This is a genomic window from Halomonas sediminis, from assembly GCF_044871105.1.
GTDB lineage: Bacteria > Pseudomonadota > Gammaproteobacteria > Pseudomonadales > Halomonadaceae > Vreelandella > Vreelandella zhuhanensis.
Genome location: NZ_CP085246.1, coordinates 1014837 through 1040649 on the forward strand (window position 1 = coordinate 1014837; position 25813 = coordinate 1040649).

General features: G+C 55.6%; 22 protein-coding genes, 3 tRNA genes and 1 pseudogene. 15 read left to right on the forward strand and 11 right to left on the reverse strand.

Annotated elements, in window-relative coordinates:
• Positions 1-62: 62 nt before the first annotated feature.
• On the forward strand, positions 63-1319 hold the full coding sequence (locus LG290_RS04960) for a dicarboxylate/amino acid:cation symporter (protein WP_499836483.1): 1257 nt from the start codon (positions 63-65) through the stop codon (positions 1317-1319).
• 96 nt (positions 1320-1415) lie between these two features.
• Here LG290_RS04960 and LG290_RS04965 read toward each other — a convergent pair whose 3' ends face one another.
• Together LG290_RS04965 and LG290_RS04970 are read right to left on the reverse strand one after the other, a co-directional pair.
• Complete coding sequence (locus LG290_RS04965) at positions 1416-2693, reverse strand: M20/M25/M40 family metallo-hydrolase (protein ID WP_499836484.1); 1278 nt, start codon at positions 2691-2693, stop codon at positions 1416-1418.
• A gap of 212 nt (positions 2694-2905) precedes the next feature.
• The gene (locus tag LG290_RS04970; RefSeq protein ID WP_160417171.1) at positions 2906-3109 is read right to left on the reverse strand and encodes a cold-shock protein; all 204 of its coding nucleotides are present in this window, start codon (positions 3107-3109) and stop codon (positions 2906-2908) included.
• A gap of 637 nt (positions 3110-3746) precedes the next feature.
• Between LG290_RS04970 and LG290_RS04975 the strand changes: the two genes are divergently transcribed.
• The 4 genes from LG290_RS04975 to LG290_RS04990 all read left to right on the forward strand — a co-directional run bounded on the left by LG290_RS04975 (position 3747) and on the right by LG290_RS04990 (position 7934).
• Positions 3747-4859, forward strand: a complete 1113-nt coding sequence (locus LG290_RS04975; protein WP_499836485.1) for an RNA-guided endonuclease InsQ/TnpB family protein — start codon at positions 3747-3749, stop codon at positions 4857-4859.
• Positions 4860-5272: 413 nt separating this feature from the next.
• Positions 5273-5746, forward strand: coding sequence for a hypothetical protein (locus LG290_RS04980; protein WP_499836486.1), 474 nt, complete (start codon positions 5273-5275; stop codon positions 5744-5746).
• A 270-nt stretch (positions 5747-6016) separates the two neighbouring features.
• A complete protein-coding gene (locus LG290_RS04985; RefSeq protein WP_499836487.1) occupies positions 6017-6901 on the forward strand; it encodes an alpha/beta fold hydrolase in 885 nt (294 codons plus the stop codon).
• 22 nt (positions 6902-6923) lie between these two features.
• Positions 6924-7934, forward strand: a complete 1011-nt coding sequence (locus tag LG290_RS04990) for a patatin-like phospholipase family protein (RefSeq protein ID WP_499836488.1) — start codon at positions 6924-6926, stop codon at positions 7932-7934.
• Positions 7935-7937: 3 nt separating this feature from the next.
• On the opposite strand, the gene LG290_RS04995 is transcribed toward LG290_RS04990, so the two are convergent.
• Positions 7938-8507 carry a Smr/MutS family protein gene (locus LG290_RS04995; protein WP_499836490.1) on the reverse strand — a complete coding sequence of 190 codons (570 nt, stop codon included), beginning with the start codon at positions 8505-8507 and terminating at the stop codon, positions 7938-7940.
• A gap of 320 nt (positions 8508-8827) precedes the next feature.
• Here LG290_RS04995 and prmB point away from each other — a divergent pair, with 320 nt between their 5' ends.
• The 5 genes and pseudogenes from prmB to phaC form a co-directional block, all read left to right on the forward strand.
• On the forward strand, positions 8828-9775 hold the full coding sequence (prmB, locus tag LG290_RS05000; protein WP_499837032.1) for a 50S ribosomal protein L3 N(5)-glutamine methyltransferase: 948 nt from the start codon (positions 8828-8830) through the stop codon (positions 9773-9775).
• 5 nt (positions 9776-9780) lie between these two features.
• Positions 9781-10878 (forward strand): chorismate synthase, encoded by a 1098-nt coding sequence (gene aroC / locus LG290_RS05005; RefSeq protein ID WP_499836491.1) that lies wholly within the window; start codon positions 9781-9783, stop codon positions 10876-10878.
• Positions 10879-10944: 66 nt separating this feature from the next.
• Complete coding sequence (locus tag LG290_RS05010) at positions 10945-11421, forward strand: hypothetical protein (protein ID WP_499836492.1); 477 nt, start codon at positions 10945-10947, stop codon at positions 11419-11421.
• A gap of 272 nt (positions 11422-11693) precedes the next feature.
• Positions 11694-12140: a phasin family protein gene (locus LG290_RS05015; RefSeq protein ID WP_499836493.1), complete on the forward strand. Its 447-nt coding sequence runs from the start codon at positions 11694-11696 to the stop codon at positions 12138-12140.
• Between the two features lie 132 nt (positions 12141-12272).
• A pseudogene (gene phaC, locus LG290_RS05020) lies at positions 12273-14093 on the forward strand (class I poly(R)-hydroxyalkanoic acid synthase); the annotation flags it as partial.
• 512 nt (positions 14094-14605) lie between these two features.
• On the opposite strand, the gene lnt reads toward phaC, so the two are convergent.
• From lnt to miaB, 5 genes are all read right to left on the reverse strand, one after another.
• On the reverse strand, positions 14606-16135 hold the full coding sequence (gene lnt, locus LG290_RS05025; protein WP_499836494.1) for an apolipoprotein N-acyltransferase: 1530 nt from the start codon (positions 16133-16135) through the stop codon (positions 14606-14608).
• Positions 16136-16196: 61 nt separating this feature from the next.
• Complete coding sequence (locus LG290_RS05030) at positions 16197-17069, reverse strand: CorC family transporter (RefSeq protein ID WP_160417163.1); 873 nt, start codon at positions 17067-17069, stop codon at positions 16197-16199.
• Positions 17070-17135: 66 nt separating this feature from the next.
• Complete coding sequence (gene ybeY / locus LG290_RS05035; protein ID WP_227842051.1) at positions 17136-17687, reverse strand: rRNA maturation RNase YbeY; 552 nt, start codon at positions 17685-17687, stop codon at positions 17136-17138.
• Complete coding sequence (locus LG290_RS05040; RefSeq protein WP_160417162.1) at positions 17684-18766, reverse strand: PhoH family protein; 1083 nt, start codon at positions 18764-18766, stop codon at positions 17684-17686. The genes ybeY and LG290_RS05040 overlap by 4 nt, the downstream gene beginning before the upstream one ends.
• A 79-nt stretch (positions 18767-18845) precedes the next feature.
• Entirely contained in the window at positions 18846-20189 is a 1344-nt protein-coding gene (gene miaB, locus LG290_RS05045; protein ID WP_499836495.1) for a tRNA (N6-isopentenyl adenosine(37)-C2)-methylthiotransferase MiaB, read from the reverse strand.
• A 212-nt stretch (positions 20190-20401) separates the two neighbouring features.
• On the opposite strand from miaB, the gene LG290_RS05050 reads away from it, so the two are divergent.
• The 5 genes from LG290_RS05050 to LG290_RS05070 all read left to right on the forward strand — a co-directional run bounded on the left by LG290_RS05050 (position 20402) and on the right by LG290_RS05070 (position 22208).
• A tRNA-Asn gene (locus LG290_RS05050) sits at positions 20402-20477 on the forward strand.
• Positions 20478-20509: 32 nt separating this feature from the next.
• Positions 20510-20585 (forward strand) — tRNA-Asn (locus LG290_RS05055).
• Positions 20586-20642: 57 nt separating this feature from the next.
• Positions 20643-20718: transfer RNA gene (locus LG290_RS05060), tRNA-Asn, on the forward strand.
• Between the two features lie 49 nt (positions 20719-20767).
• Positions 20768-21748 (forward strand): arsenic resistance protein, encoded by a 981-nt coding sequence (locus tag LG290_RS05065; protein ID WP_499836496.1) that lies wholly within the window; start codon positions 20768-20770, stop codon positions 21746-21748.
• A gap of 163 nt (positions 21749-21911) precedes the next feature.
• Complete coding sequence (locus LG290_RS05070) at positions 21912-22208, forward strand: metalloregulator ArsR/SmtB family transcription factor (protein WP_499837033.1); 297 nt, start codon at positions 21912-21914, stop codon at positions 22206-22208.
• Positions 22209-22227: 19 nt separating this feature from the next.
• On the opposite strand, the gene LG290_RS05075 is transcribed toward LG290_RS05070, so the two are convergent.
• The 3 genes from LG290_RS05075 to LG290_RS05085 are packed head-to-tail and all read right to left on the reverse strand — an operon-like array spanning position 22228 to position 25764.
• Complete coding sequence (locus LG290_RS05075) at positions 22228-23307, reverse strand: alpha/beta hydrolase (protein ID WP_499836497.1); 1080 nt, start codon at positions 23305-23307, stop codon at positions 22228-22230.
• Between the two features lie 33 nt (positions 23308-23340).
• On the reverse strand, positions 23341-24162 hold the full coding sequence (locus LG290_RS05080; protein WP_499836498.1) for a class II glutamine amidotransferase: 822 nt from the start codon (positions 24160-24162) through the stop codon (positions 23341-23343).
• A gap of 21 nt (positions 24163-24183) precedes the next feature.
• Positions 24184-25764, reverse strand: a complete 1581-nt coding sequence (locus tag LG290_RS05085; protein ID WP_499836499.1) for a GNAT family N-acetyltransferase — start codon at positions 25762-25764, stop codon at positions 24184-24186.
• Between the last annotated feature and the right edge of the window lie 49 nt (positions 25765-25813).

The following is a 25813-nucleotide window of genomic DNA, read 5'->3' on the forward strand; positions in this document are numbered from 1 at the left end:
ATAATCGCGCCCCTTCATTAATATGCCCCAATTAAAAACATAATTGCAGGAAGGAGTGCCCCTTGACGAACCATCCGGAAAATGCCAAGAGTAACTTGTGGCGACGTATCCCTTTGTGGCAAAAAATCCTTGCTGGCCTCGTGCTGGGTATCCTGGCGGGTGCCTTGATGGGAGAAAACGCCAGTGTCTTCAAACCTATCGGCGATATCTTCATAAATGCCATCAAGATGCTTATCGTGCCCTTGGTGTTCTCCACCCTGGTGGTGGGCATCACGGCAATGCGCGATCCGCAAAAGATGGGGCGTATCGGCGTTCGCACCATCGGGCTTTATCTAGTCACTACCGCTTTTGCGATTTCCATTGGTCTGCTCGCCTCGCTGATCTTTCAGCCTGGTGTTGGCCTGGAGATGAGTTTCGAATCCGGGGTAGAAGCCAAGGAAGCGCCGAGTCTGATTGAAATTCTGGTTGGCCTGGTGCCGCAGAACCCAATCGATGCTCTCGCCAAGGGAAACATCCTCCAGATCATTGTTTTTGCCATTGGTTTAGGCATTTCCTTGACGTTGATTGGAGAGAAGGGCGAGCCGGTCATTCGTGTTTTTGAAAGCTTCGCCGAGGCTATGTACAAGCTGACCAGCTTCGTCATGGCGCTCGCGCCGTTCGGCGTGTTCGGCCTGATTGCGCATGTCTCCGGCAGTTACGGGCTTGAAGTATTGTTGCCGTTGGCCAAGGTCATCGGCGTGGCTTATTTGGCCAGCGTGCTGCACGTATTGGTGGTTTATACCGGTTTGCTGTCATTGATCGGCCGGCTCAATCCGGTGCGTTACTTGCAAGGGATTCTCGATGCTCTGGTTGTCGCCTATTCGTCGGCTTCATCCTCGGGCACGCTGCCGGTCTCTCTGCGCTGTGCCCAGAAGAACCTTGGTGTCTCGGAAGGTGTGGCCGGTTTCGTATTGCCGGTGGGTGCCACCATCAACATGGACGGCACCGCCATCTATCAGGGCGTGGTGGCGGTATTTATCGCCCAGTTGCTGGGCGTCGATTTGAGCCTCATGGATTACGGGATGATCATTCTCACCGGTACCTTGGCGTCCATCGGGACCGCCGGTGTTCCCGGTGCAGGTCTGATCATGCTGTCCATCGTGATGGCACAGATCGGATTGCCGCTGGAAGCGATTGCGGTGATTGCGGGTATCGACCGTATCCTGGATATGGCACGTACCAGTGTGAACGTGGCGGGTGATCTGATGGTCACCACTCTGGTCGCCAAGAGCGAAGGCGAGCTCGACGAAACGATTTACAACGCCCGTCACAAGAGCTGAACCCATGCCAGCAGCACCGGTGCAAGGCCGGCGCTGCTTTTCTTGTTACTGATTTTCTTGCTGATTTCTGACCGATGTCATCGCCCGGCAAGCGTTTTAGGCGCTGGGCGGTTTCGTCTCCGCATCCGTTTCGTCTTTTTCCGGCTTGGCCGACCCTTGGTGTTGCAGGGTTCCGGCCTGGTCCAGGCGTGGGTGGTTATCCAAAAATTCACGCTGAAGGTCGGGCAGGGCATCCAAGGCCTGGAGGGTATATGTCAGCGCGTGAACGGCTGCCAGTACGTCCTGAGTATTGCCGGTTTCGGAGATGGTGTGCATGTTGCGGATCGGGAAGCCAATGGAGGTGGCGGCGCAATCCACTGCGGCCAATACCCCGGCCATGCCATCGGTGCCGGTATCCGGCCCCACCATGTCGCGCTGCATGGGAATGTCGTACTTCTTGGCGGTAGTCTCGATGATCCGGTTCAATTGCTCGCTGGCGATAGAGCCCACCGCCATGGTGAAGCCTTTGCCCATTTCCAGCGGCTGCATGCGCTTGTCACCAATGCCGGGTGCCGCCACATAATCGTGGTTTACATCCACCCCTATCACCACATCCGGCTTGAGTTCACCGGCCAACACGCGGCTACCGAAGCGGCCAATCTCCTCATAGCTTGCGATGGCGAAGAGAACGCGTACCTGTTGCGTGCCGCCTGCCTCGGCGATCAGACGCGCCACTTCGGTGGTGACAAAGCAACCCAGACCGTTATCCAGATAGGCACCATAGAAAGTGTCGGGGCTGAAGCCCGGGCGGATGGGGCGGTCCAGAATGATGGAGTCACCCGGGCGAACGCCGAGGTTCAATATCTGTTGTTTCTTGTTCTCTCCATGAATCTGCAGATCCAGGTAGATCTGTTCTTTCTTGATACCTTTATCACCCGCGCGAACCGACGGGTCGGCAAAGTGAATGGCGCCCAAGGCCTCCACCGTACCGCCTTCGATCACCCGGTAGCTGCCGGGTTGTTCCGGGTCTTCGCTGAATAGCTTGACTTCGTGGCCGACAAGCACGGTCGGCAGAAAAGAATCGGTGTTGATCCAGATCTTGCCGTCTTCGCTGATGCTGCGTACCTGCATGCGAATCTTGTCTGCATGACCGATGAGCATCACTTTGAACAGGTCGTCGCGATCCGGATGAGTATCCAGTACCACGCCGGCGCTTCCCTTGTACTGGTGCATGTGCCAGTCCTTGGGCGCGAAGGTCTCGAAATAAGGTTTGAGCACGCCGTAAGTCATGGCGCCTTCCAGGCCAACCGGGCTTGGGGCATCCAGAATGCTGCGCATCAGATTGAACTGTTGCTTCGGCATCGGTTGAGTCCAGGGCTTTTTCGCTTCGCTCATTGGGCTTACTCTTTTCGTTGATTCAGGAATAACTAGACGTTAATAACTATGCGTTCAGTTTGCCAGATTGCAATGGGGTCTGGGAGACCCGAAGGCGGTGCGCACCGTTTGAGCAGTTATTGTTTGGCAAGCAGGCACAAAAAAACCAGGCCCGCATAAGCGGGCCTGGTTTTTCGAAGCCTTTCGGCTCGAAGCTCGTAACTAAATGCTAGTTAGGCGAGCTGGATGTTTGAAGCCTGGAGGCCTTTTTTACCTTGGGTCACGTCAAAAGAAACGTTTTGACCGTCTTGCAAGGATTTGAAGCCTTCAGCTTGAATTTCTGAGAAGTGAGCGAACAGATCGTCGCCGCCGTCAGAAGGAGTAATGAAGCCGAAACCTTTAGCGTCGTTAAACCACTTAACTGTGCCAGTTGCCATGTGATAATTCCTTTGCGCTTAGCGCTGTATACAAGTTGCCGGGTTTTGCCCCGAAAAGTGTAGCGGGTAAAACAAGGGGATATGACCAGGCCACCGAAAGAATCGACTACAACTGACAATATTCACTTCTTGCTAACCAACTGCAAGTAATAGTCCCACATCTGTGGGGTGATGTCAACTTTATTGAAAGAGGACCTGACGCTGTCTCGCTGATAAGCTCTGGCTCAGTGCCGTAAGCCGCATTACGATGGCCGGTGAGAAGAGCCGATACCTGGTTGGCCGAGCGGCACGCCACGCCAAGTGAATGGCCCGCTTGGCTATTGATGAGTGGTGCTCAGATCTACGCCGATGATGCGGCAGCCTCATGCTGGTTGCCATTCATGCGCTGATACAACGCCTGGAACTGTTCGACGAACCTTTAGCCGGCGCCACGGTTGATGCTCATGATATTACCGATGATTGGAATCTGACCCCGGACTGAGAAAATGCAGCCTATGGTCATCCATTTTCGAAACGGATTATCAATCAGCGCGGAAAACCTCGTACTTCTAGTGCGAGGATGGATAGCGAGGCACCCGCCAGGGTGCCTGGTGGTTGACGCTTACAAACTTACAAAATATTTCCTATCCTGTAATCCATGATAACCGAACGCGCCTACAAATACCGATTCTACCCGACGCCCGAGCAGGCAATCCTGTTGGCGCGGACGTTTGGGTGCGTGCGGTTTGTCTGGAACGCGGTGCTGCGCTATCGCACCGACGCGTTCTATCAGCGTCAGGAAAAGGTCGGCTACAACGATGCCAGTGCGTTCTTGACGCAACTGAAAAAGGCACCGGACACCGCGTTCCTGGCCGAGGTCAGTTCGGTGCCCTTGCAGCAATGCCTGCGCCATCAGCAAACGGCGTTCAAGCATTTCTTTGCCAAGCGGGCCAACTATCCCCGCTTCAAGTCAAAGAAGCATCGCCAATCGGCCACCTTTGCCAGCTCGGCGTTTGCGTATCGTAACGGCCAGATCATGCTGGCCAAGTGCAAGGAACCCCTCAACATCTGCTGGAGCCGCGAGCTTCCGTCAGCACCCAGCGCCGTCACGGTATCCAAAGACGGGGCGGGCCGCTATTTCATTAGCTGCCTGTGCCAGGTAGAAACCGAATCACTGCCCATCACGCCGAAAATGGTGGGTATCGATCTCGGGCTAAAAGATCTGTTCGTGACCAGTAACGGCACGCGCGTCAATAACCCGCGCCACACGGCGCGTCACGCGCACAAACTGGCGCGGGCGCAGCGGCAGCTGAGCAGTAAGCAGAAGGGCTCCAACAACCGTGCCAAGGCGCGGCATACCGTGGCCAAGCGCCACGCGAAAATCGCCGATACCCGGCTTGACCACCTTCATAAACTCACCCGGCAGATCGTCAACGAGAACCAAGTGATCTGTGCTGAAAGCCTCGCGGTGAAAAACATGGTCAAGAACCGGCATCTGGCAAAAGCCATCAGCGATGTGGGCTGGGGGGAGCTGGTGCGCCAGCTTGAGTACAAGGCCGAATGGGCGGGGCGCCAGTTCGTCCAGATCGACCGCTGGTACCCCAGCAGCAAGCGCTGCCATGGCTGCGGGTTTGTGATGGAATCTCTGCCGCTCAATGTTCGCACCTGGGATTGCCCTGAGTGTGGCACCCAAGGCATTGACCGCGACGTCAACGCAGCCCGCAACATTCTACAAGCCGGCACCGCGCTGTTAGCCGGTACCGAAAGGTGAGGAGTACCGTGGGGCACACGGGAATTTACGCCTGTGGAGTCTGTGTAAGACCGGCAATGCCAAGGCATTGAGGCAATGGGCGCTGAAGCAGGAACCTGGGAGGTAACGACCAGGGGATCCCCTTCCTTTCCGCCGCAAGGCGGCAGCGCAAGCTGAGGGAGGGGAGGATGTCAACGGTAACGCTCTAATGGGCTATCTGCTCTGCCAAGGGTGGGGAAATGACCCGGACCGGCTCGCTGAACCGATAAATGAAGCCAGACACGCTGAGCACGTTGCGCCATCCCCTTCTATAGTGAAATGGCTATCGCCATTTACATGGGGAAAGTTTCAAGGAAAGTTCCGCACAAGCCGATTGGCGGTAGGTAGAAGGAAGCCTGTTATCACCGCCATTATGGATCAATAAGGAGGACACCATGTTGCCGTCCACGACGTCTCGGGTAGAGCGTAATACCGCTGCAAGCGTCAACCGGGAAATTCAGCAGAGAACAGAAGAAAATATAGCCTATTTCGCTGAAAATCCTCATAAAATAGAACTGAGGCTCCATGAGCTCGAACAAGAATGGGACATAGAACGCACGCTTGAAGCCAATGCGTCCACGCTCAATCTGGTGGGCATCACCTTGGCCGCCGCGGGCTACCGACGTTGGTTAATACTACCCGCCGCTGTCTCGGGATTCTTGCTGCAACATGCATTGCAGGGGTGGTGTCCACCTATTGTGATCCTGCGAAAGCGAGGCATTCGAACCTCCTCGGAAATTGATCTTGAGCGCTATGCGCTAAAGGCGTTACGCGGTGATTTCGGCGGACTGGAAGATACCACGACGTTGAGTACCGAGGAGCGGGTGCGAAAAGTGCTCGTGGCCTTGGGCAATAAAACGACTTTTTAAGCGCTGTCTTTAAAGAGCATTTTCCACAGACCATTTCCAGCTGTTAGCCAGTCTCTTCCATGGCGCCTAGCGTGCCAGCCACAAGCCGACCACAATGGCGCTGGTCACCGCAATCAGGAAAACCAAGTTACGGACGCGGGTATCGCGGTGTTTTTTCATGGGAGGCACCGGTGGCGAAGGGATATATTGGCTGCGCATGGTAACGCTTTCAGGCTGGTTTCGTCACCTTGAGGCCGTATACTGAAAATTTTGCAACCGGATAGTATGCTGATGATGTCGTTTCCCGAGCCTCTTCCTCTTACCTTGTGTCAGGGGCGTTTGGCGGCACTTGCTTGGGGTGATCCCCAGGCGCCCGTTTGGCTGGCGCTTCACGGCTGGCTGGATAATGCTGCCAGCTTTTCCCGTCTGGCCCCCCGATTGGCTACCCGGCTCGGGGTGCGTATCGTCGCCCTGGACTTTCGTGGGCATGGGCTTTCCCAACCGGCCCCCGAAGGGTCTGATTACGCTCTTTGGGACTATTGCCACGATCTGTTGGATGCCATGGAAGAGCTAGGCGTAGCGCGTGTGCCACTTCTGGCGCATTCCATGGGCGCAGCAGTCGCTTGCCTGATTGCCGCAGCCTTTCCGGAACGCACCGAAAAACTGGTATTGCTCGATGGGTTGGGTGCATTGAGCACGCCGGCGACAGAGACCCCTGCGCAGTTACGCAAAGGGCTTGTCTCCCATCGACGCCCGCTGTCTCTCCCTCCGCATTATCCTGATCTTGATACCGCGATTGCCGCGCGTGTCGCCGGCGGTGTCACGCCTATCGACTTTGATACCGCAGCACCTCTAGTCAAGCGTAATCTGGTGGTAGAAGACGCTGGCGGTGTCAGGCTGCGTTCCGATAGCCGATTGCTCAAGCCGTCGTTGGTACGTTTCAGCCCAGAGCAGGTGAATGGACTATTGGCAGCAATTGCCTGTCCAGTACTGTTGATCGAAGGTGATAGCGGTATTTTGGGAGAGCGCGAGTCAGCGCAACAGGCACGCCGAGTGGTCACTCGCTTGACCCGCCACGTGATGAAGGGCGGCCATCACCTACACTTGGAAAAAGGGATAGTCGATGCGGTCACGGAAGTGATCGAAGCCGATCATCAGGCGGCATTGCCGATGTGAAGCGTTTGAGCAAGGAGAGGGCATGGATAAGCTGATGGCTCCCGAAAAAGGAAATAAGGTGGCGCTGGTGTTAGGCAGTGGCGGAGCGCGCGGTTATGCCCATATCGGGGTGATTGAAGTGCTCGAAGAGCAAGGCTACGAAATTATCTCCGTGGCGGGGTGTTCCATGGGGGCGTTGATAGGCGGTATCTATGCCTCGGGAAAACTGCCGGCGTATCGTGACTGGGTGTGTGGGCTGGACTATTTCGATGTCCTCAAGCTGGTGGATGTGACCTGGAGCCCTATGGGGGCCATGCGAGCCAGCAAAATAATGAACAAGCTTGAAGCCTTGGTGGGTGATGTCTTGATTGAAGACTTGCCTATACCGGTGACCACGGTAGCCACGGATCTGGTCCGTCAGCGCGAAGTCTGGTTTCAAAGCGGACCTTTGTTGCGTGCCATTCGCGCCTCGATTGCCGTGCCTGGCGTGATCACGCCGGTGCATCTGGGCGATCAGGTGTTGGTGGATGGTGGGCTGCTCAACCCCCTTCCCATGATGCCGGTGGGGGCCGCTCATGCAGCGGACTTTGTAGTAGCGGTCAACGTCACGGCACATACTCCACAGCCGGTGATGCTGGAAGATCTGTTGCCGGATACCGACTCCCTGGCCAGCGAAGCCGAGCTTGAAAAAATGCGCCCCGTTGGGGGCTGGGTGAACGATGCCCGGGAAGCCACTAAACGATTGTGGGAAGGGTTTGGAGGCAATGGGGGCTCCCAAGATAAAGGCGAAGTCGGCAAAGAGGAAGCGCCGGAAGCTCGCAGCAAACGCGAGTGGAGCAAGCTGGCAATGATTCTTGAGTCATTTGATGTCACTCAGGCGGCGTTGGCCAAGTACAAGGTGGCCGGCTATTCCCCGGACATGCTGATTGAAATACCCAGGACGGTATGTGGCGCTTATGAGTTTCATCGCGCGAATGAGCTGATACGTCTAGGGCGCCATTTGACCGAGCAGGGGCTTTCGCGGCATATGCCGAAAGTAAAGGTAACATCTTGAAAGTTAGCGTCCCGGCTTGCGCAGTAATACATAAACCGCGCCGGTGCCGCCGTCCATGTCGATGGCGGAGCAGAAAGCCAGTACGCCGGGCCATTCGCGCAGCCAGGTATTGGTATGGCTTTTAAGTACCGGATAATCGGCAGTGGTGCCCCATGCCTTGCCGTGCACCACCAGTACGCAGCGTAATCCTTGCCCCACTGATTCACGCAGGAAGCTTTCCAGCTCGATACGCGCTTCTTCCAGGGTATAGCCGTGCAGGTCGAGCCCCGCTTGCCAGGCAGTCTGGCCGCGCTTGAGTTGGCTTAACGTACGCCAGGGCAGGTCGGGTACACTGAATTCCAGGTATTCCGAAGGTCGTACGGCTTCCACCCGGCCATCTGAGGTGCGGCCATTGGCCTGAAGCGTATTGGCTTCGACAGCAGCTTGGCGGCGCACGGCATGTGCCGAGCTATCTTTTCTTGGCTTGCCCGGGTCGGCACGGTTGGAAGGCAAGCGACGCACCCCGGCGGCTTGTAATGCCTGGCGAAAGGCATTGATCTCATCATCGTCGGGTAAAGGGGGGCGGCGTGTCATGGCAGGCTCTGGTGTAATGATTGAAGTGTCAGTGGTTCGGTCAAGTTTGTGACAAACGTGAGCGTATTGGCTCGCTAAGTCCTTCAGTCAAGTGCTTCAGTATAGCGGGCTGAGCGTAGCTGTGAACCGGGCAGCGTGAAAGGTACAATCATTGCAACCCTCATCGTTCATCTCCCCTTGGGGAGCGAGCATCCACTTTCGACTTTTGCAATGCAGGATATCCCGTGGCCGCGCCTTCCGATTCTATTTCTTCCGGTTCTATTTCTTCCGGTTCTGTCTCTTCTAGTACCGATGCTAATGCTGAACCTTGTAACGCCGGCATGTCCGCCGCCTCCACGTTGAACCTGGACGAGGCTGACATCACCAGTGACTTGATTACCCTGCGTGATTACCTGCGCTGGCTCGCCAGCGAGTTTCATCTGGCCGGCTTGCATTACGGCCATGGGACAGCCTCGGCCTGGGATGAAGCGGTAGCATTGACCCTGGGGGCGCTGCACTTGCCCTGGAATGTCGACCCGGCGGTGCTGGAAGCTCGCCTGTTGATGACCGAACGTCAGCGGATCGTGACACTGGCGCGAGAGCGTATCACTAGTCGGCGTCCTTTGCCGTATCTACTCGGGGAAGCATTTTTCGCCGGCTTCCCGTTTGATGTGGATGAGCGCGTGCTGATTCCGCGCTCACCCATCGCCGAGCTGATCGAAGACGGTTTCGAAGCCTGGTTTCCTGAGGAGCCACCGGCTCGGGTGCTGGACCTGTGTACCGGCTCGGGCTGCATCGGTATCGCCACGGCCTTGCATCTGCCTGGTTGCGAAGTGGACCTGGCCGATATCAGCCAAGATGCATTGGCCGTGGCTCGCCGCAATATCACTCGCCACGCTGTGGGAGAAAGAGTCAGAGTGGTGGCGTCAGATGTATTTTCGGGGCTGGAGGGACAACGTTATGACCTGATTGTCTCCAACCCGCCCTATGTCGATGCGCGTGATTTGCGAACCATGCCGACGGAATTTCAACACGAGCCGGCATTGGCATTGGGTGCTGGCAACGACGGACTGGATATCGTTCGTCGTATTTTGCGTGAAGCACCCGAATATCTTACCGAGAATGGCTGGCTGATCGTTGAGGTCGGCAACTCCGATCACCACCTGGAGGCCGCCTTCCCCGAGGTGCCTTTCATGTGGCTGGAATTCGAGCGTGGCGGCCAAGGTGTATTTGCCTTGAGCGCCGCTGAACTCGACGCCCATGCGGCGTCTTTCACACAAGGAAAATAACCCAGATGTCAGGCAATACCTTCGGCAAGTTGTTTACGGTGACTACATTCGGCGAAAGCCATGGTCCGGCACTGGGAGCCGTTGTGGATGGCTGCCCACCAGGGCTGGAACTGAGTGAAGCCGATCTGCAACACGATCTCGATCGTCGTCGTCCGGGTAGCTCACGCCACACCACCCAACGCAAGGAACCGGATCAAGTCCGTATTCTTTCCGGGGTGTTCGAAGGCGTTACCACCGGCTGCCCGATTGGTCTGTTGATCGAGAATACCGACCAGCGCTCCAAGGACTATTCCAAGATCAAGGACCAGTTCCGCCCGGCGCATGCCGACTATACCTACCATCATAAATATGGGGTTCGCGATTATCGCGGAGGAGGCCGCTCCAGCGCCCGGGAAACCGCCATGCGTGTTGCCGCCGGTGCCATTGCCAAGAAATACCTGGCTGCCAAAGGAATTCAGGTGCGTGGCTACATGAGCCAACTCGGCCCCTTGCCTATCGAATTCAAGAGCTGGGAGGCGGTGCAGAACAATGCTTTCTTCTGTCCTGACCCGGAAAAAGTCGCGGAACTTGAAGCCTTCATGGATCAGCTGCGCCGCGACCAGGATTCCGTGGGTGCGGAAATTACCGTGATTGCCGAGGGGGTGCCGGTGGGGCTGGGTGAGCCGGTATTCGATCGTCTGGATGCTGATCTGGCACACGGCTTGATGAGCATCAATGCGGTAAAAGGGGTGGAAATAGGGGCCGGGTTTGCCTGCGTCAGCCAACGAGGAAGTGAGCACCGTGATGAAATGACCCCGGATGGATTTCTTTCCAATCATGCGGGTGGGGTATTGGGTGGAATTTCCACGGGACAATCCCTCATTGCAAGATTAGCGCTCAAGCCTACTTCCAGCATCACCACGCCGGGCCGTTCGATCGATGTGCACGGTCAGGCGATAGACGTGATCACCAAAGGCCGCCACGACCCTTGCGTGGGCATTCGTGCCACACCGATTGCCGAAGCGATGATGGCGCTTACGTTGATGGACCACTGGTTGCGTCATCGAGCTCAAAATGCTGAGGTAAGCGTGGATACGCCGCGTTTGGAACAGTACTCGAGATAGTAGCGAGCCAACTTTCGTTGTTAGCGGATACTGCTACACTTTGATTATAGGTTTAAGGAGCTGGCCATGAAGATCAACGTTGAGTTCGATCTCACTCCTGATGAGTTTCGTCAGGCCTTGGGACTGCCGAATGTGGAAGCATTTCAGCAAAGCCTACTGGAGCAGATCCAGCAACAAATGGAATCGGGCGTGGAAGGTTACGACCCGATGACTTTGATGAGGCCTTTCATGCAACAGCCCGCGTTGCAGCAGGGTCTGTCTCAAGGAATGACCAACTTTGGCACCTACCAACAGATGATGATGGATATGCTGAAAAAGGCAGGAGCGAGCAGCTATAGCTCAAAGACTGAGAGCTCCGATAATGAAAATCCCGATGCGCAAAGCAGGCAAACCTCTGGCCATACCTCCCGGGATTCTTCAACCGACAGGAGTTCATCCACCGAAAGTGGCGGTACGGAAAGTGCTAGTGGCGCGCACAATGCCAAGGCCAATGAAAAACCTAAGCCGGCAGCGGCATCATCGCGTAGTAAGCGAAACCCCTGAACTGAGAAAGACTGACGAAAGTGTAGGCAAAGTAAACCTTAGCGCTATTGCAAAGTCTTAGGTGACACACTAATCTTTTTGCGGTGCAGCAAGTCGCTTGGTTGCAATATTTTCAGAGCGGGATTTTCAAGAGCGGGCTTGTTGTCAAGAATGAGCGTTAAGAACGACTGTCAATAACGAGTTTCGATGATAGGGCTGAGTGATTGGCCTTGAATATTGCCAGCTACTAGAGGTTGGCAAATGGTAATATTGATAATAAAGAAGGAGCCACCATGCAAGATAAAATGACGGAAGCATTCAACAACCAGACACGCCAGCTATTCGAGCCGATGCGTAAGCTCAATTCGCTGATGCTCAATAACATGGAAAAAATGACCCAGTACCAGCTGGAATCCATGAAACGTTACAGCCAAATGGGTACGGAGCGTATTCGTAGTGCCACGGAAATTGAAGATGCCGAAAGCATGCGCGACTTTGGCACGCGTCAGGCAGAAATGATGAATGAGCTTTCCCAGCAGATGCAGGAAGACGCTCGCGTCATGGGCGAAATGAGCCTTCAGTTCAAATCTGAAATGGAAAAACTGTTCAGTGAGGCGGGTCAGAAAATGACTGATCAAGCCAATGCTGCCGCCAAAGGGGAGCAAGCCGGTAAAAGCGAACAGCCTGCCAAAAGCGAACAGCCCGCCAAGTCCACCAGCCAAGGCTCACGCAAGAGTTGAGCCATGAAACAATGCGCGGCGCTTTATGCATGCGCCGCGCATTGTTTCATGTTGATGACAGGTTATGCGAATGACAGGTCAGGTTGCCTCGGCGTAATACCGCACGCCATGACATGCTAGGGGAGATAGGGTATGCAGCCAGGGTGGGATACTGCATCACAGGCTGATTTAATCGCCTGGAATGTACAGCTCAAAGAAATTGGTGAGCAATATCAAGGTTTAATGCAGGATTTTCTGACCCGAATGGAGCCTAATCAAGGTGATAGTTCCGTTCTCAAGGACATGCGTGAGAGCTTCAAGGCAGGTGCTTACTCTTTGATGCAAAATCCCGTGCTGTTATGGCAAACCCAGGCTCGTCTGGCACAGGATCAGTGGTTGCTATGGCAGCAGAGCATGCGGGCGATGGCGGGTGAAGAGGTCGAGCCGTTGATAACCCCGGCCAAGGGTGATCGTCGCTTCAATGATGAGGCATGGGTGAAAGACCCTCAGTATCTGGCGATCATGCAGCAATATCTGTTGTTTTCTCGAACCGTCGAAGAACTGATCAAGAAGCTGGATGGTCTGGACGACAAGCAAAAGCGCGACTTGGAGTTTTATGCGCGCCAATTGGTCAATGCTGTGGCGCCGACCAATTTCGTCACGACCAATCCCGAAGTCATGCGGCTTACCATGGAAACGCGGGGACAGAACCTGATTGATGGGCTGACACGCTTACGCGAGGATCTGGCCAATTCCGCAGCCGGAATCAATGTGAGTATGACCGACCGCGAGGCGTTCAAGATCGGCGATAATATTGCCGTGACGCCCGGCGCGGTGGTGTATGAAAATGAACTTATCCAGCTGATTCAATATACGCCGACCACGGAAAAAACGTTCAAGACGCCGCTACTGATCGTGCCGCCCTGGATCAACAAGTATTACATTCTCGATTTGCGTCAAGACAACTCCTTGGTCAAGTGGATGGTCGAGCAAGGTCACACGGTATTTTTGATTTCCTGGCGTAACCCCGGCCCCGAGCAGCGTGACCTCACCTGGGCTGATTACATGCAAATGGGCCTGATTGAGTCCATTGAGGCGATTGAGAAAGCCACCGGTGAAAAGTCAGTAAATCTTCTTAGTTATTGTATCGGGGGCACATTAGCGGCTTCCGCCTTGGCGTACCTGACCAGCACCCATAGAGGAAGAAAAGTTAAGTCAGTGACTTACATGGCCACGTTGCAGGATTTTCGTGACCCGGGTGAGCTCGGGGTCTTCCTCAATGAAAGGGCTTTGAGTGGCATCGAGAAGACCTTGGAAGAGAAGGGTTACCTGGATGGACGCTCGATGGCGTATACCTTCAACCTGTTGCGTGAAAATGACTTGTTCTGGTCGTTTTATGTAATGAATTACTTGAAAGGTAAAAAGCCCGCGGCCTTTGACCTCCTGTATTGGAACACCGACGGCACCAACTTGCCGGCAGGTACCCATGCCTGGTATCTGCGCCATATGTATCTGGAAAATCGATTGGTACAGCCGGACGGAATCGAGCTTGATGGGGTCAAGATAGACCTGCGCAAGATTTCCACGCCAAGCTATTTTGTATCGACGAAAGAAGACCATATTGCCCGTTGGAACAGTACCTATTACGGTGCCTTGTTGCCCAAGGGCCCGACTACCTTTGTGCTGGGAGGCTCCGGGCACATTGCGGGCATCGTCAATCCGCCCCACAAGAACAAGTACGGCTTCTGGACCAATGACGAATTGCCCGAGTCTCACGAGACCTGGCTGGAAAATGCTGACTTCAACGAAGGGTCCTGGTGGCCGCACTGGCAGCAGTGGGTAACCTCGAATGGCTATGCCGACCCGGAGAAAATGGTGCCGGCTCGTCAGCCTGGTGAAGGCGAACTGGCTATCATCGAACCGGCGCCTGGTCGCTATGTGCAACAGACTATTCCTGAAGTGCTGGGAGAAGTCGCAGAGAAAGCGTCGGCAAAAGCTCAGCAGCCAGCTGAGGAGAAAAAGGCAGCATCTTCGCAGTCCAAGTCCAGTGAGCGGTCTTCCTCGCCACACAAGCAAGAAGCTCAAGAAAAGAAGAATCTGGCTAGTGAAAAACCAACGCCAGTTGCAGACAAGCCGGACATGAAAAAAGCCACTGCAAAAAAGCCGAGTACTGAAAAGCAGGGTGCAAAAAAGCCGAGTACTGAAAAGCCGAGTACTGAAAAGCCGAGTACTGAAAAGCCGAGTACTGAAAAGCCGAGTACTGAAAAGCAGGGTGCAAAAAAGCCGAGTACTGAAAAGCAGGGTGCCGAAAAGCCGAGTACTGAAAAGCAGGGTGCAAAAAAGCCGAGTACTGAAAAGCAAAGCCCTGAAAAGCCGAGTACTGAAAAACCAGATATCGAAAAGTAGAAATGCCAACTTGGTAAATGAAAAAGGGCGATTTTTATCGCCCTTTTCATTTTTTGATACTGGATTTCAAATGCCGGATTTCAGGTCTTGTGCTTGACGAGCTTTTTGCCCTCGAAAAAAGCAAGGCTCGGTATCATCATGAGGGTGGCCAGTAGCCACACTGGCCAGCTGCCCAGCCGAGTAAACGGCGTCATGCCGTGCATGGCATGAATATCGCCGACCAGGACGGTGGTTTCAAACTGCGGTGCCCGTGTCACGAGCTCGCCCTGGGGATCGATAATGGCGGTGATGCCGTTGCTGGTGGCACGAATAACGTAACGTCCGTTTTCCAAGGCTCTCAAACGTGCCATCTGAAGGTGTTGAAGTGGACCGATAGAGGCGCCGAACCAGGTGTCATTGGAGACCGTGACCAGTACGTTACTGTCACGTGCACGATTGGCAACCAGTTGTGGATAAATAATTTCATAACAAATCGCATTGCCCAGTTTGAGGCCGGCAGCCTGCATGGGGGGTTGGTCGGTATCGCCAGCGGTGAAGCTCGACATGGGCAAATCGAAAAAATCAATCGCACCACGCAGCACGCTTTCCAGCGGCAGGTATTCACCAAAAGGCACAAGATGCTCTTTCTGGTAACTGCCTTGCGTATTGCCCACGCCGATCATGCTGTTGTAGTAACGCCCCTCTGCGTTGCGCTGAACGATTCCGGTCACCAGTGCCGTTTCCGAAGCAAGGTTGGCCTGCACCCGTTCGAGCACCGGTCGTGCCTGGGTCTCCATCATGGGTAAGGCGGTTTCCGGCCATAGGATCAAGTCGATGTCGTCATCAAGATCGCGGGTCAAGTCACTGTAGGTATTGGCGGCGACACGCTGGCCTTCCGAGGTCCATTTGATCAGCTGAGGCAAGTTGCCTTGGAGCAGGGCGACACGGGCGGGCTCAGGGCCGGGTGTGGTCCACTGGCTGGGCAAGGCGAAAGGCACAAGCCATATTGCCGCCAAGGGCGCCAGAGCCCACCAGCGTGCTCGAAGCAGCTCGACGCCTAAGGCACCGCTGAGGGCGACCAGCAAAGAAAGCAGGTAAACGCCACCTACCGGCGCCCAGGGAGCGAGCGGAGAATCCACGAGCCCGGTGCCCAGCAGCAGCCAAGGAAAACCGGTAAACAGGTAAGTACGCAGGACCTCGCCTAGCACCCAGGCCCCGGCAAAAGATAGCACCGCCCAGCGTGGGCGGGTCAGGCGGCGATACAGCCAGAACGTGGCCGCGAAGAACAAGGCCAGACAACCCACGAAGAGCAGAGTGAGAAATACCGCCAACGGCACTCCGGTATAACCGTAATCATGGATCGAGACATAGACCCAGGATGCCCCGGAACCAAACAGTGCCACGCCATATAACCACCCTTTGAAAGCGGCCTGGCCGGGAGTGAGGTTATGCACACCGGCATACATCAGCCCAGCAGCAACAGGTGCCAGCCACCACAGCTCGAAAGGCGAAGCGGTCAGGGTGGTGAAGCCTCCAGCTATCAAGGCCGCAACATAGTTGAGCACTTGGCTAAGGCCGGGGTTAAGACCGCGGGAGTCAAACGAAGTGAAAAAAGCAGCAGTGCGCGACATGTGCCTCCATACCAGACGTTACGTGGGTAAGCGGTGAGTTGTTAGCTGCTCATCGAAAGGACTAATCTTCGCGTTGAGAGGAGGAGTCACGCTGCGCTTCGAGAAGCCGGATTCGGCGGTTATCGGCATTGAGAACGGTAAAATGCCAACCCCCGAAGGAAGCATGTTCGTCGCGGCGGGGAAGGTGGCCGAATTGCTGCATGACCAGACCGCCGAGGGTATCGAACTCGTCATCGGAAAAGTTGGTGCCGAAACGTTCGTTGAAGTCCTCGATCGGGGTCAAGGCACGAATGGCGTAGCGGCCGTTCTCCAGTTCACGAATATCTTCTTCTTCGTCGATATCGTGCTCATCTTCAATATCGCCCACGATCTGTTCCAGAATATCCTCGATGGTGATGATACCGGCAGTTCCACCGTATTCATCCACCACGATAGCCATGTGATTGTGCGTGTCACGAAACTCCTTGAGCAAGCTATTCAGGCGCTTGGACTCAGGAATGAACATGGCCGGACGAATCACATCGGATAGCTGAAAGTTATCGCGCTGTTCCTGGGTCTGGGAAAGCAACGGCAAGAGATCCTTGACCAGCAGAATCCCTTTGATGTCATCGAGGTTTTCACCGATAACCGGGTAACGTGAATGCCCGGTTTCATGAATCAGCGGAAGATAGCCATCGCTGGTTTGATCCAGGGCGATAGCATTGACCTGTGAGCGGGGTATCAGAATTTCACGCACCTGTTGGTCGCTGATCTGCAGGGCACCTTCGATGATCATCATGGCATCCTGGTCAAGCTTCAACCGACTGGCGGTGTGGCGAAGGAACTCCATCAGTTCATCGCGAGAACTGGGTTCTTCGTTGTCTCCGGTAAGGGCGCCAAAGAATTTTTCGAGCCAGGATTTTTGCGTTAAATTGCTCGATCGGTCTTCGCTCATGCGTCGGTTCTCTTGTCTTTGTCTGCGTGCGTGCGAGTCATGGACTGGAGCGCTGGAATACGCCTCTCAGTGGCTTGGGTCGTCAGGAGGGAAACTCCCGCCATCCTCGGCGGTATAAGGATCTGGAATTCCCAATGTAGCCAAAATATCGCGTTCCTGCTGTTCCATGATCTCGGCTTGATCATCTTCAATATGATCGTAGCCCAGTAAATGCAAGGTGCCATGAATCACCATGTGCGCGTAATGGTGTACCGGCGTCTTGTGTTGTTCACTTGCTTCACGATTCACTATGGCAGGGCAAATCACCAGATCCCCAAGCAACGGCAAATCAATCTCCGGTGGGCTTTCAAACGGGAAGGAGAGAACGTTGGTGGGTTTGTTTCTGCCACGATAGGTGTGGTTAAGTTCACGGCTCTCATCGTCTTCAACAAAACGGATGGTCAGTTCGCCGCGTAGCTCGTCAGGATGCTGCTGCAGCACAGCGCTCACCCAATGGGTGAGCTGATTTTCAGTGGGCAGTGCCGAGGCAGGTGGTTGCTCAGCACAAGCAATTTGACGATCCACTACAATCTCGCGGTCCACTGCGTCCGTATTCTCCCTTGGGTCCATATCGCTCATTCGCGAGAAGCTCCGGATTGCCTGTTGTCACGCGCCTGAAGCCGTGCTTCGCGCTCTTCCCGACGAGCATCGTCGCGGGCACGTTCTTCGACTTCCTGCTGGGACTCGAACATATCGTAGGCTTCGATGATGCGTTGCACCAGGGGGTGGCGTACCACATCCTTGGCGGCAAAATGCGTCACTCCGATGCCTGGGGTGCCCTTGAGCACATCAAGCACCTGAATGAGCCCTGAACGCTGGCCACGCGGCAAGTCGACCTGGGTGACATCACCGGTGATCACCGCTGTGGAGCCGAAACCGATCCGCGTCAGAAACATCTTCATCTGCTCGGGAGTGGTGTTCTGACTCTCGTCCAGAATGATAAAGGCGTTGTTGAGTGTGCGCCCGCGCATATAGGCAAGAGGAGCAATTTCGATAACTTGCCGTTCGATCAGCTTGGCGACTTGCTCAAAGCCGATCATCTCGTACAGGGCGTCATACAGCGGACGCAGGTAAGGATCGATCTTCTGGGCCAGATCGCCGGGCAAAAAACCCAGTTTTTCGCCGGCTTCCACCGCCGGGCGAACCAGAAGAATACGCCGTACTTCCTGTTGATTGAGGGACTCCACAGCAGCGGCAACGGCCAGGTAGGTCTTGCCGGTGCCGGCTGGCCCGATACCGAAATTGATGTCGTGAGCCCGGATACTTTGCACGTAACGCTGCTGATTGAGACCACGCGGCTTGATCATGGTTCTCGGGGTACGCAGCACCACTTCATCGCTATCTTCCGGGGTCTCTTCATCGTCCAGGGCTTCAAGGCCGGATTCCTGTAAAAACAGGTGAACGGTGTCGGGTGAAAGTTCCTCGGCGCCCGTTTCGCGATAGAGGTGCTCAAGGACGTTGGCCGCAGCCTTGATACGATTGGCGGGACCCGCCAGTTGAAAAATGTTGCCGCGGTTGCGTAGTGTGACATCCAAGCGGCTTTCAATCAGCTTGAGATGCTCGTCCTGCTGGCCGCATAGCCCGGCAAGACGCTGGGGATCGTTGGGCTCAAGGCTCAGGGTAATAATGCGGTTGGCCTGGGTAGATGGCTGGCTCAAGACAAGGAAACCCGTAAGTTGGTGTATGTGACACTCAGCTTACTGCCCCGGCGGGTGCCGGGGCAATCATGCTGATTGATCAATAGCGCTCAGGAGAGGCAAGCTCACCGCGCAATGAGTTGGGCAACGCCTCGGTGATTTGCACATCGACAAAATAACCGATCATTTCGGTCGGGTTGGCGGCGCGAAAATTGACCACGCGGTTGTTTTCCGTGCGTCCGGAAAGCTGCCCCGGATCGCGTGGAGAAAAGCCACTCACCAGTACGCGCTGGGTACTACCCACCATGCGCCGGCTGATCTGCATGCTTTGCTGAATAATGCGGTCCTGCAGAATCGCCAGGCGCTGCTTCTTGATGCTTTCCGGGGTGTCGTCCGGTAATGCCGCCGCCGGCGTGCCGGGGCGTGCGGAATACACGAAGCTGAAGGAGTGATCAAAACCGATACGGTGGATCAGGTCCATGGTCGCTTCGAAATCTTCTTCGGTTTCCCCGGGAAAGCCAATGATGAAGTCCGATGAAAAGCTGATATCCGGGCGTTGTTCGCGGATACGCTCCATCTTGTCGACGTATTCTTCAGTGGTGTGGCCGCGCTTCATTGCGCTGAGGATACGGTCGGAGCCGGATTGCACCGGCAGATGCAAGTGGCCGACCAGTTCGGGGATCTCGCCATAAGCGTCTATCAGGCTGTCGGTGAACTCCACCGGGTGAGAGGTGGTGAAGCGTACCCGGTCGATGCCATCAACGGCGGCGACGCAAGCAATCAATTCGGCAAGGTCGATTTCGTCACCGACAAGGTTTTCGCCGCAATAGGCATTCACGTTCTGGCCCAGAAGATTGATCTCGCGCACGCCCTGGTCAGCCAGGTGAATGACTTCATCCATCACGGCTTCAAAGGGGCGAGAGACTTCTTCCCCGCGGGTATAGGGCACCACGCAGAAGGTGCAATACTTGGAACAGCCTTCCATCACCGAGACGAATGCCGTGGCTCCATCGGAAGAGGGCTTGGGCAAGTGATCGAATTTTTCGATCTCGGGGAAGGTGACATCCACGGCGGCAATTTGATTGTTGCGCCGAGCATCGAGCATCGAAGGCACTCGGTGCAGGGTTTGCGGGCCGAAGACCATATCCACGTGAGGGGCGCGCTTGCGCAGTGCCTCGCCTTCCTGGCTGGCCACGCAGCCGCCCACACCGATTACTAGATCCGGATTGGCGTCCTTGAGCTTTTTCCAGCGCCCTAGTTGGTGAAAGACCTTTTCCTGGGCTTTTTCACGAATCGAGCACGTATTCAGCAGAATGACATCGGCTTCCCGCTCGTTATCGGTCAACTCAAGCTGATGGGATACGCCGAGTAGATCCGCCATACGGGAGGAATCGTACTCGTTCATTTGGCAGCCGTGCGTTTTGATGAAGAGCTTCTTCGCCATCGGTACCTGTCGTCTGTGAGTCGTCAAAGGACGAGTGATGAATTTGCCTGCTTTTGGCAGCAGGCCGTCAACCAGGATTCGGGTGGCTTTTCGCCACTGATATGGAGATGCGCTATTATACGGACAGGGGCGATAGGGGGCCAGCATTCGAGGTCAATGAGGCTTGACCCCCAGGCTACAATACGTATACTACGCACCGTGCTTAAGGCAGATCCCCGATAGCTCAGTTGGTAGAGCAAATGACTGTTAATCATTGGGTCGCAGGTTCGAGTCCTGCTCGGGGAGCCAATTTCAACAGCACATGATGCGGATTCCATTGTTCCTCGATAGCTCAGTTGGTAGAGCAAATGACTGTTAATCATTGGGTCGCAGGTTCGAGTCCTGCTCGAGGAGCCAAGCACCGCATTTTTCTGCAAGTCGCTTAACAGCAAGTCTAGTTCACGTCAGCATAATTCCTCGATAGCTCAGTTGGTAGAGCAAATGACTGTTAATCATTGGGTCGCAGGTTCGAGTCCTGCTCGAGGAGCCAACGTGACATGTACGTCCCTTTCCGTCGCTAATCCCGCTTTTCTGATGTGATGCCCCTGGCGCTTCTCGAACGTCACCAAGTTATCGTTTACCTTCTCGCGATTGCCGTCGGCTTGTCTTATGGTGCTTTCCATCATGTGCCTGACGCTTTCGATGCTTTGTTATGGCCGCTGCTGGCTGCCTTGCTCTACGCCACCTTTAGCCAGATTCCCTTGATTCGATTGGCCGCTGCCTTCAGGGACCGCAATTTTTTCGCGGCCGCTCTGGTGGGCAATTTTGTGTGTCTGCCATTCGTGATTGCAGTACTTTTGTGGCTGGTGCCGGACGACCCCGCCTTGCGCCTGGGTGTTGGGCTGGTGTTGCTGGTGCCTTGCACCGACTGGTTCATAACGTTCAGCCAGTTGGGCGGCGGGGATACCCGGCATGCGATTGCCTTCGCCCCCTTGAGTCTCTTGCTTCAGCTGATGTTGCTACCGTTTTACCTGAGTTGGTTAGTCGGGAGTGATGGTGCGTTGGACCTCGCCCTGGGAGACACCTTTCAAGCATTTGCGCTAGTGATCCTGGTGCCCCTGGGGTTGGCGTTCCTGACCCAGCGCTGGGCGGCGGCTGGACGACACCCCGAACGAAGCGCTGAACGAGCAAAATGGCTGGCACGGCTGGGCTGGCTGCCGGTGCCGCTGCTGGGGACGGTGGTGGGAATCATCGCCTTGACTCAGGTGAGTGTTGTCCTGGAAGCAACGACACAGCTACCTCGCTTGGCGCTCGTTTTCAGCCTCTTCTTGCTGGGAGCCGGGTTTCTTGCGAGGGGCTTGGCGTGGCTTTTTCGCTTACCTGTCGCGCAGGGACGCGTGCTGGCGTTCAGCTTGGGGACGCGCAATTCCTTCGTGGTGTTACCCATCGCCCTGGCCTTGCCTGCGGGGTTCGAAATGACCGTGATCGTGGTGGTGTTTCAATCGTTGGTCGAATTGCTCGGCATGGTGGGATACCTTTATTGGGTGCCGAAAAAGCTGTTTCCGAAACCCTGTAAATAAATTTCAAGTGACTGACGATAGATAACGGTCAAGTGACTACCGAGCCGTGGCCGCTTCGCGTAGATTATCGTTTCTGGCTGTTGGCCCTTGATGAGGCAGGAGAATCCCCCGCGTGGTAACCACTTTCCGTTTTTTTAAATGCCTGAGCGACGAGACTCGCTTGATGCTGACCTTGTTGATTCGTCACGAAGAGCAGCTTTGCGTCTGTGAAATGACCCACGTGCTGCAGGAGTCCCAGCCTAAGGTCTCGCGGCATCTTGCGCAGTTGCGCAACTGCGGACTGTTGCTCGATGAACGCGAAGGGCAGTGGGTGTATTACCGCCTAGCCCCCGATCTGCCCGGCTGGGCCCATACGGTTCTGGAGGCCGCCGCGACAAGCGAGAAGGACAGGCTTTCCCGGCTACAAGCGCGACTTGGCAAGATGGGCAGCCGCCCTGAGCGGCGTGCTGCCTTGTGTTGAATGCGAATTCACTCGCTAATCAATTCTCGCATAGTGCTTGATAGGCTTCGTCCTGGGTCACTTCATGGCCAGAGGGCAGTGAGGCGTCGGGGTTTAGCAACCAGGCAAGCATATCCATCTCGGTACGTTCGCGCTGGGTGTAGCGCGTCAGCATATGATAACCCTCCGGATAAAATGCGATCCGAAACGCGTCTCGCTCCGGTAGCTGGGCGAGAAGAGCGCAGATCGCTTGCGGTGGAATGATGTCATCGGCATCACCGTAAAGAATCAGGGCCGGAGGAGGTAGGTCCGATGCGCGCTTGAGCGCTTTATCCATGGTGTGGGTTAGTCCATGCAATGTATCGACGCGGGCATGGCGCAGTATCAGTGGATCTTCAGCCAGCTTGCGCTTGATTTCGGGGTCGTCGGTGGGCTCGATACCCAAGTTGCGTACCCAGTCACCGGAAAAACGCATTGACGGAAATAGGTGTACGCCTAACCACAGCCCCAGGCGCTGATACCAGGGCATTGCCTCCCATCCCCAAACCGCCGGAGCAATCAAGACGCTACCCGCCATCGGCGGAGCATCGTCACGGCTCAGTGCCAGAATAGTCACCGCCGCTCCCATGCTCTCGCCGACCAGGTAGAGTGGAGCGTCGGGATGGCGCTTGCGTAGCAGCTCGGCAACCAGCATGGCATCGTCAACCAGGCGTCGGTGTCCGGGCCAGATGCCCCGTTGCCGGGTAGCGCCGAAGCCGCGCTGGTCGTAAGCATAGACCTCGATCCCATGAGGCGTTAAGGCGTCGGCGAGTATCGAAAAACTACCTCCATGATCGTTGAAACCATGTATTCCCAACACCACCGCTCGTGGCTGTGTTTTTGCTTCGCCGGCACGATCTTTCTCTGTTTGCCACTTATTCGATAGATCTGCATCTGCCCAATGATGCAAGGGGAGCCGGTAGCCATCTTCAGCGATGACCTGCTGCTTTTCCATGCGCGCCTTCTCGGTACCCGGCCCGGGGTGTTGTCGAGCGATTTGCGACAAGCAACCGGCCAGGGTAATCGTCATCATTACGACGGGTATCGAGAAGAGTCGCTTCATCTTATCGCGTGATGACATCTTCGAGCGCTTCATGGTTTTTGTTATTGGATATCATTCCCTTACCGACCGGATATGCGCAATGATAGGTCTCTTGCCGTGCTGCTGCCTTTCAACCTCGAACACAGAGTACTCAGGTATTGGTTGCCAGCGCTCGCTGGTTAGCGGTTCCGAGGCGAAGAGCAGTGCGTGATAGTCTTTTGTGTCTCCATCGGGAGGCTGTCCGCAAATTTCGGTATCGCGCAGTTCTGTGCGCTGAAGCATCCACAATGGCTGCTGCCAGCGGACGCCGAAAAAGCGGTTGCCGTCGCTCAACAAAAAGCTTAGCCCGAGGTTCTTGCAGGGCCCAGCGGCGGCACACCAGTCAGCCACGTCGCGAATTACTGCGGCAATGACCTCGATCGGGGGCTTGCCGGGCTGCGCGTCCAGGCGGGTGAGTAACAGCTGGAAAAGTACTTCACTGTCGGTGTTTCCACGTATCCGTGTTCGGTAATCGGGGAAGATCTCGGGCCACATCATCGCCTTAACCTGTTCGTTGAAATGGCGGATGGTGCCGTTGTGGACAAACACCCAAGGGCCCTGCACGAATGGATGGGTATTTTCAAAGCAGACATCACCGGTTGTGGCCTGCCGTACATGCGCAATCACCTGTCGCGCCCGGATCGTACGAGCAAAATTGCGATAGTCCTCGCCTTCATGAGCCGCAGCAAGGTGACGCATGACCGAGACACCGTCTTCGCCCCACTGTGCAATGCCCCAGCCATCAGCGTGGGCGAAGCCCTCAAGGTCTTCGATGCTTTGAACCAGTAACGAATGGGGCGCATCGACCAGCGCGCAACTGAGCGTGGTGGGATGGGTGGCAATGAAGCCAATCATTCGGCACACGGCGTGGCTTCCTCAGTGGGGAGAGTGGTGGGGAGAGCCGCCATGAGCGGATGATGGTGCCTGGAAGTGGCGATTATGCATCGCCATCTGCACCATGCCATATCGCCCCTCTTCTTCAAAACCGTGTCGCCGATAAAGGTCTATTGCTTTACTGTTGTCGTCGTGCACCTCTAATTTCAACTCGGGCAAGCCGAGTTCGTCAAAGCAGTAACGCTCAATGGCCTCCAGTGCCCGGTCACCGATGCCACGATGTTTGCGGGCGACCACGATACGGCGGAGAAGTACCGTCTTTTCGGGACGCTGTAACCCTTCCAGAATCGCATAGCCGGCCGCTGCCCCATCCTCATCCTCAATGATAAGGTGCTTGCAGTGCGCTTCGTGAAGAACGTCGAGGTGCTTGTCCGCGGGCCATTGCTCGACAAGATTCTGGTTCTCTGGCGCCGACTCTACCTCGCGGACGAAGGCGATATCTTCCGGTCGGGTGAGGCGGAGGCGGATGCCGCGCGCATTCACGACAGGTGACAGGGTTTTCGGGAATAGCGCCGGTGCTTTCCTCGGCGCGGCGCGGCAGCGGGCGCTACTTATAATTTGAACCAGAAAGTCCTCGTACTGGAGACCCGCAAAGCCCGCCATCTGGGCCATCATGCTCTCTGCTCCCCACTCCGGATGCGCATTCGCATCAATCAGTCGCGGCGTACCATGATCATCGGTTCGGAAATCGAAGCGAGCATAATCATGGCAACCCAGGCGCTGGTACATCTGAATACAGTGGCACTCTACGGCTTTACGGGTATCCTCCGGTAGTCCCGCTGGTACTATCACCAGTTGCTGCCAGTATGGCGAGGTTGAGTCCGCTTTTGAGTCGTGCGTCATGATTCTGGGCAGGCTTTCAGGCAGCTTACTGAAGTCGACTTCCAATGCCGGTAGACAGAATGGTGGCTGGCCAGGCTCCGAACTTCCCAGTACGGCTACGCTGAACTCGCGGCCGTCGAGGTATTCCTCTGCCACCACCCACTCGGAGTGCGGGCTCTCCCGAGCCAGTTTCGAGAGTCGTTCCGAGGCTTGCTGCTGATCTCTAACCACCGAGCCGGTGGAAATGCCCATGCTGCCACTGCCCTCATTGAGTTTCAAAATGGCGGGATAGCGCTGCGGCAGGTCAGCAGTGCTCAGGCGCAACAATTCCATGCCTGGAACCGGGATATGAAGCTTCGAGGCTGCAGCATTAATTGAAGCTTTGTCATGGCACTTCGCCAGGCAGGTGGCATCCGCTCCGGCGAACGCCAGACCGAACATTTCCAGCAACGCTGGCACATGCATCTGTAATTCGGGCTGGTTGCCGAAACCGGCATTGCAAAAGTTCAGAACAAGATCGGGATTGATCCGACGCAGCTCGTCGACCAGGAAACGATGATTGTCCAGGTAGGTGATGTGATTATCTTCGATCAGCCGGCTCATGGCTTTTTTCAGCCGCAAAACATCGCTGCGGTCGTGCGCCTTTTGCGCCTCGTTTGCATGGTAGGGATTGTCAAGCCGGGGATCAGCCAGCACGATGACGAGATTGAGCTCGTTAATCGACAGAAATTTGTCGTCCATGTATGTTCCCCCTACTCCTGGTCCCGTGCTGCTATCGAGTGACTTTTGA

Bases quoted from the DNA above. Each gene is read 5' to 3' on its own strand.
- LG290_RS05015 (WP_499836493.1), top strand. From the start codon at position 11,694: ATGCAAGATAAAATGACGGAAGCATTCAACAACCAGACACGCCAGCTA.
- lnt (WP_499836494.1), bottom strand. From the start codon at position 16,135: ATGTCGCGCACTGCTGCTTTTTTCACTTCGTTTGACTCCCGCGGTCTT.
- LG290_RS04970 (WP_160417171.1), bottom strand. From the start codon at position 3,109: ATGGCAACTGGCACAGTTAAGTGGTTTAACGACGCTAAAGGTTTCGGC.
- LG290_RS05075 (WP_499836497.1), bottom strand. From the start codon at position 23,307: ATGTCATCACGCGATAAGATGAAGCGACTCTTCTCGATACCCGTCGTA.
- LG290_RS04965 (WP_499836484.1), bottom strand. From the start codon at position 2,693: ATGAGCGAAGCGAAAAAGCCCTGGACTCAACCGATGCCGAAGCAACAG.
- LG290_RS04975 (WP_499836485.1), top strand. From the start codon at position 3,747: ATGATAACCGAACGCGCCTACAAATACCGATTCTACCCGACGCCCGAG.
- LG290_RS05080 (WP_499836498.1), bottom strand. From the start codon at position 24,162: ATGATTGGCTTCATTGCCACCCATCCCACCACGCTCAGTTGCGCGCTG.
- miaB (WP_499836495.1), bottom strand. From the start codon at position 20,189: ATGGCGAAGAAGCTCTTCATCAAAACGCACGGCTGCCAAATGAACGAG.
- ybeY (WP_227842051.1), bottom strand. From the start codon at position 17,687: ATGAGCGATATGGACCCAAGGGAGAATACGGACGCAGTGGACCGCGAG.
- LG290_RS04985 (WP_499836487.1), top strand. From the start codon at position 6,017: ATGATGTCGTTTCCCGAGCCTCTTCCTCTTACCTTGTGTCAGGGGCGT.
- prmB (WP_499837032.1), top strand. From the start codon at position 8,828: ATGTCCGCCGCCTCCACGTTGAACCTGGACGAGGCTGACATCACCAGT.
- LG290_RS04990 (WP_499836488.1), top strand. From the start codon at position 6,924: ATGGATAAGCTGATGGCTCCCGAAAAAGGAAATAAGGTGGCGCTGGTG.
- aroC (WP_499836491.1), top strand. From the start codon at position 9,781: ATGTCAGGCAATACCTTCGGCAAGTTGTTTACGGTGACTACATTCGGC.
- LG290_RS05070 (WP_499837033.1), top strand. From the start codon at position 21,912: ATGCTGACCTTGTTGATTCGTCACGAAGAGCAGCTTTGCGTCTGTGAA.
- LG290_RS05010 (WP_499836492.1), top strand. From the start codon at position 10,945: ATGAAGATCAACGTTGAGTTCGATCTCACTCCTGATGAGTTTCGTCAG.
- LG290_RS05030 (WP_160417163.1), bottom strand. From the start codon at position 17,069: ATGAGCGAAGACCGATCGAGCAATTTAACGCAAAAATCCTGGCTCGAA.
- LG290_RS04995 (WP_499836490.1), bottom strand. From the start codon at position 8,507: ATGACACGCCGCCCCCCTTTACCCGACGATGATGAGATCAATGCCTTT.
- LG290_RS04980 (WP_499836486.1), top strand. From the start codon at position 5,273: ATGTTGCCGTCCACGACGTCTCGGGTAGAGCGTAATACCGCTGCAAGC.
- LG290_RS05065 (WP_499836496.1), top strand. From the start codon at position 20,768: ATGCCCCTGGCGCTTCTCGAACGTCACCAAGTTATCGTTTACCTTCTC.
- LG290_RS05085 (WP_499836499.1), bottom strand. From the start codon at position 25,764: ATGGACGACAAATTTCTGTCGATTAACGAGCTCAATCTCGTCATCGTG.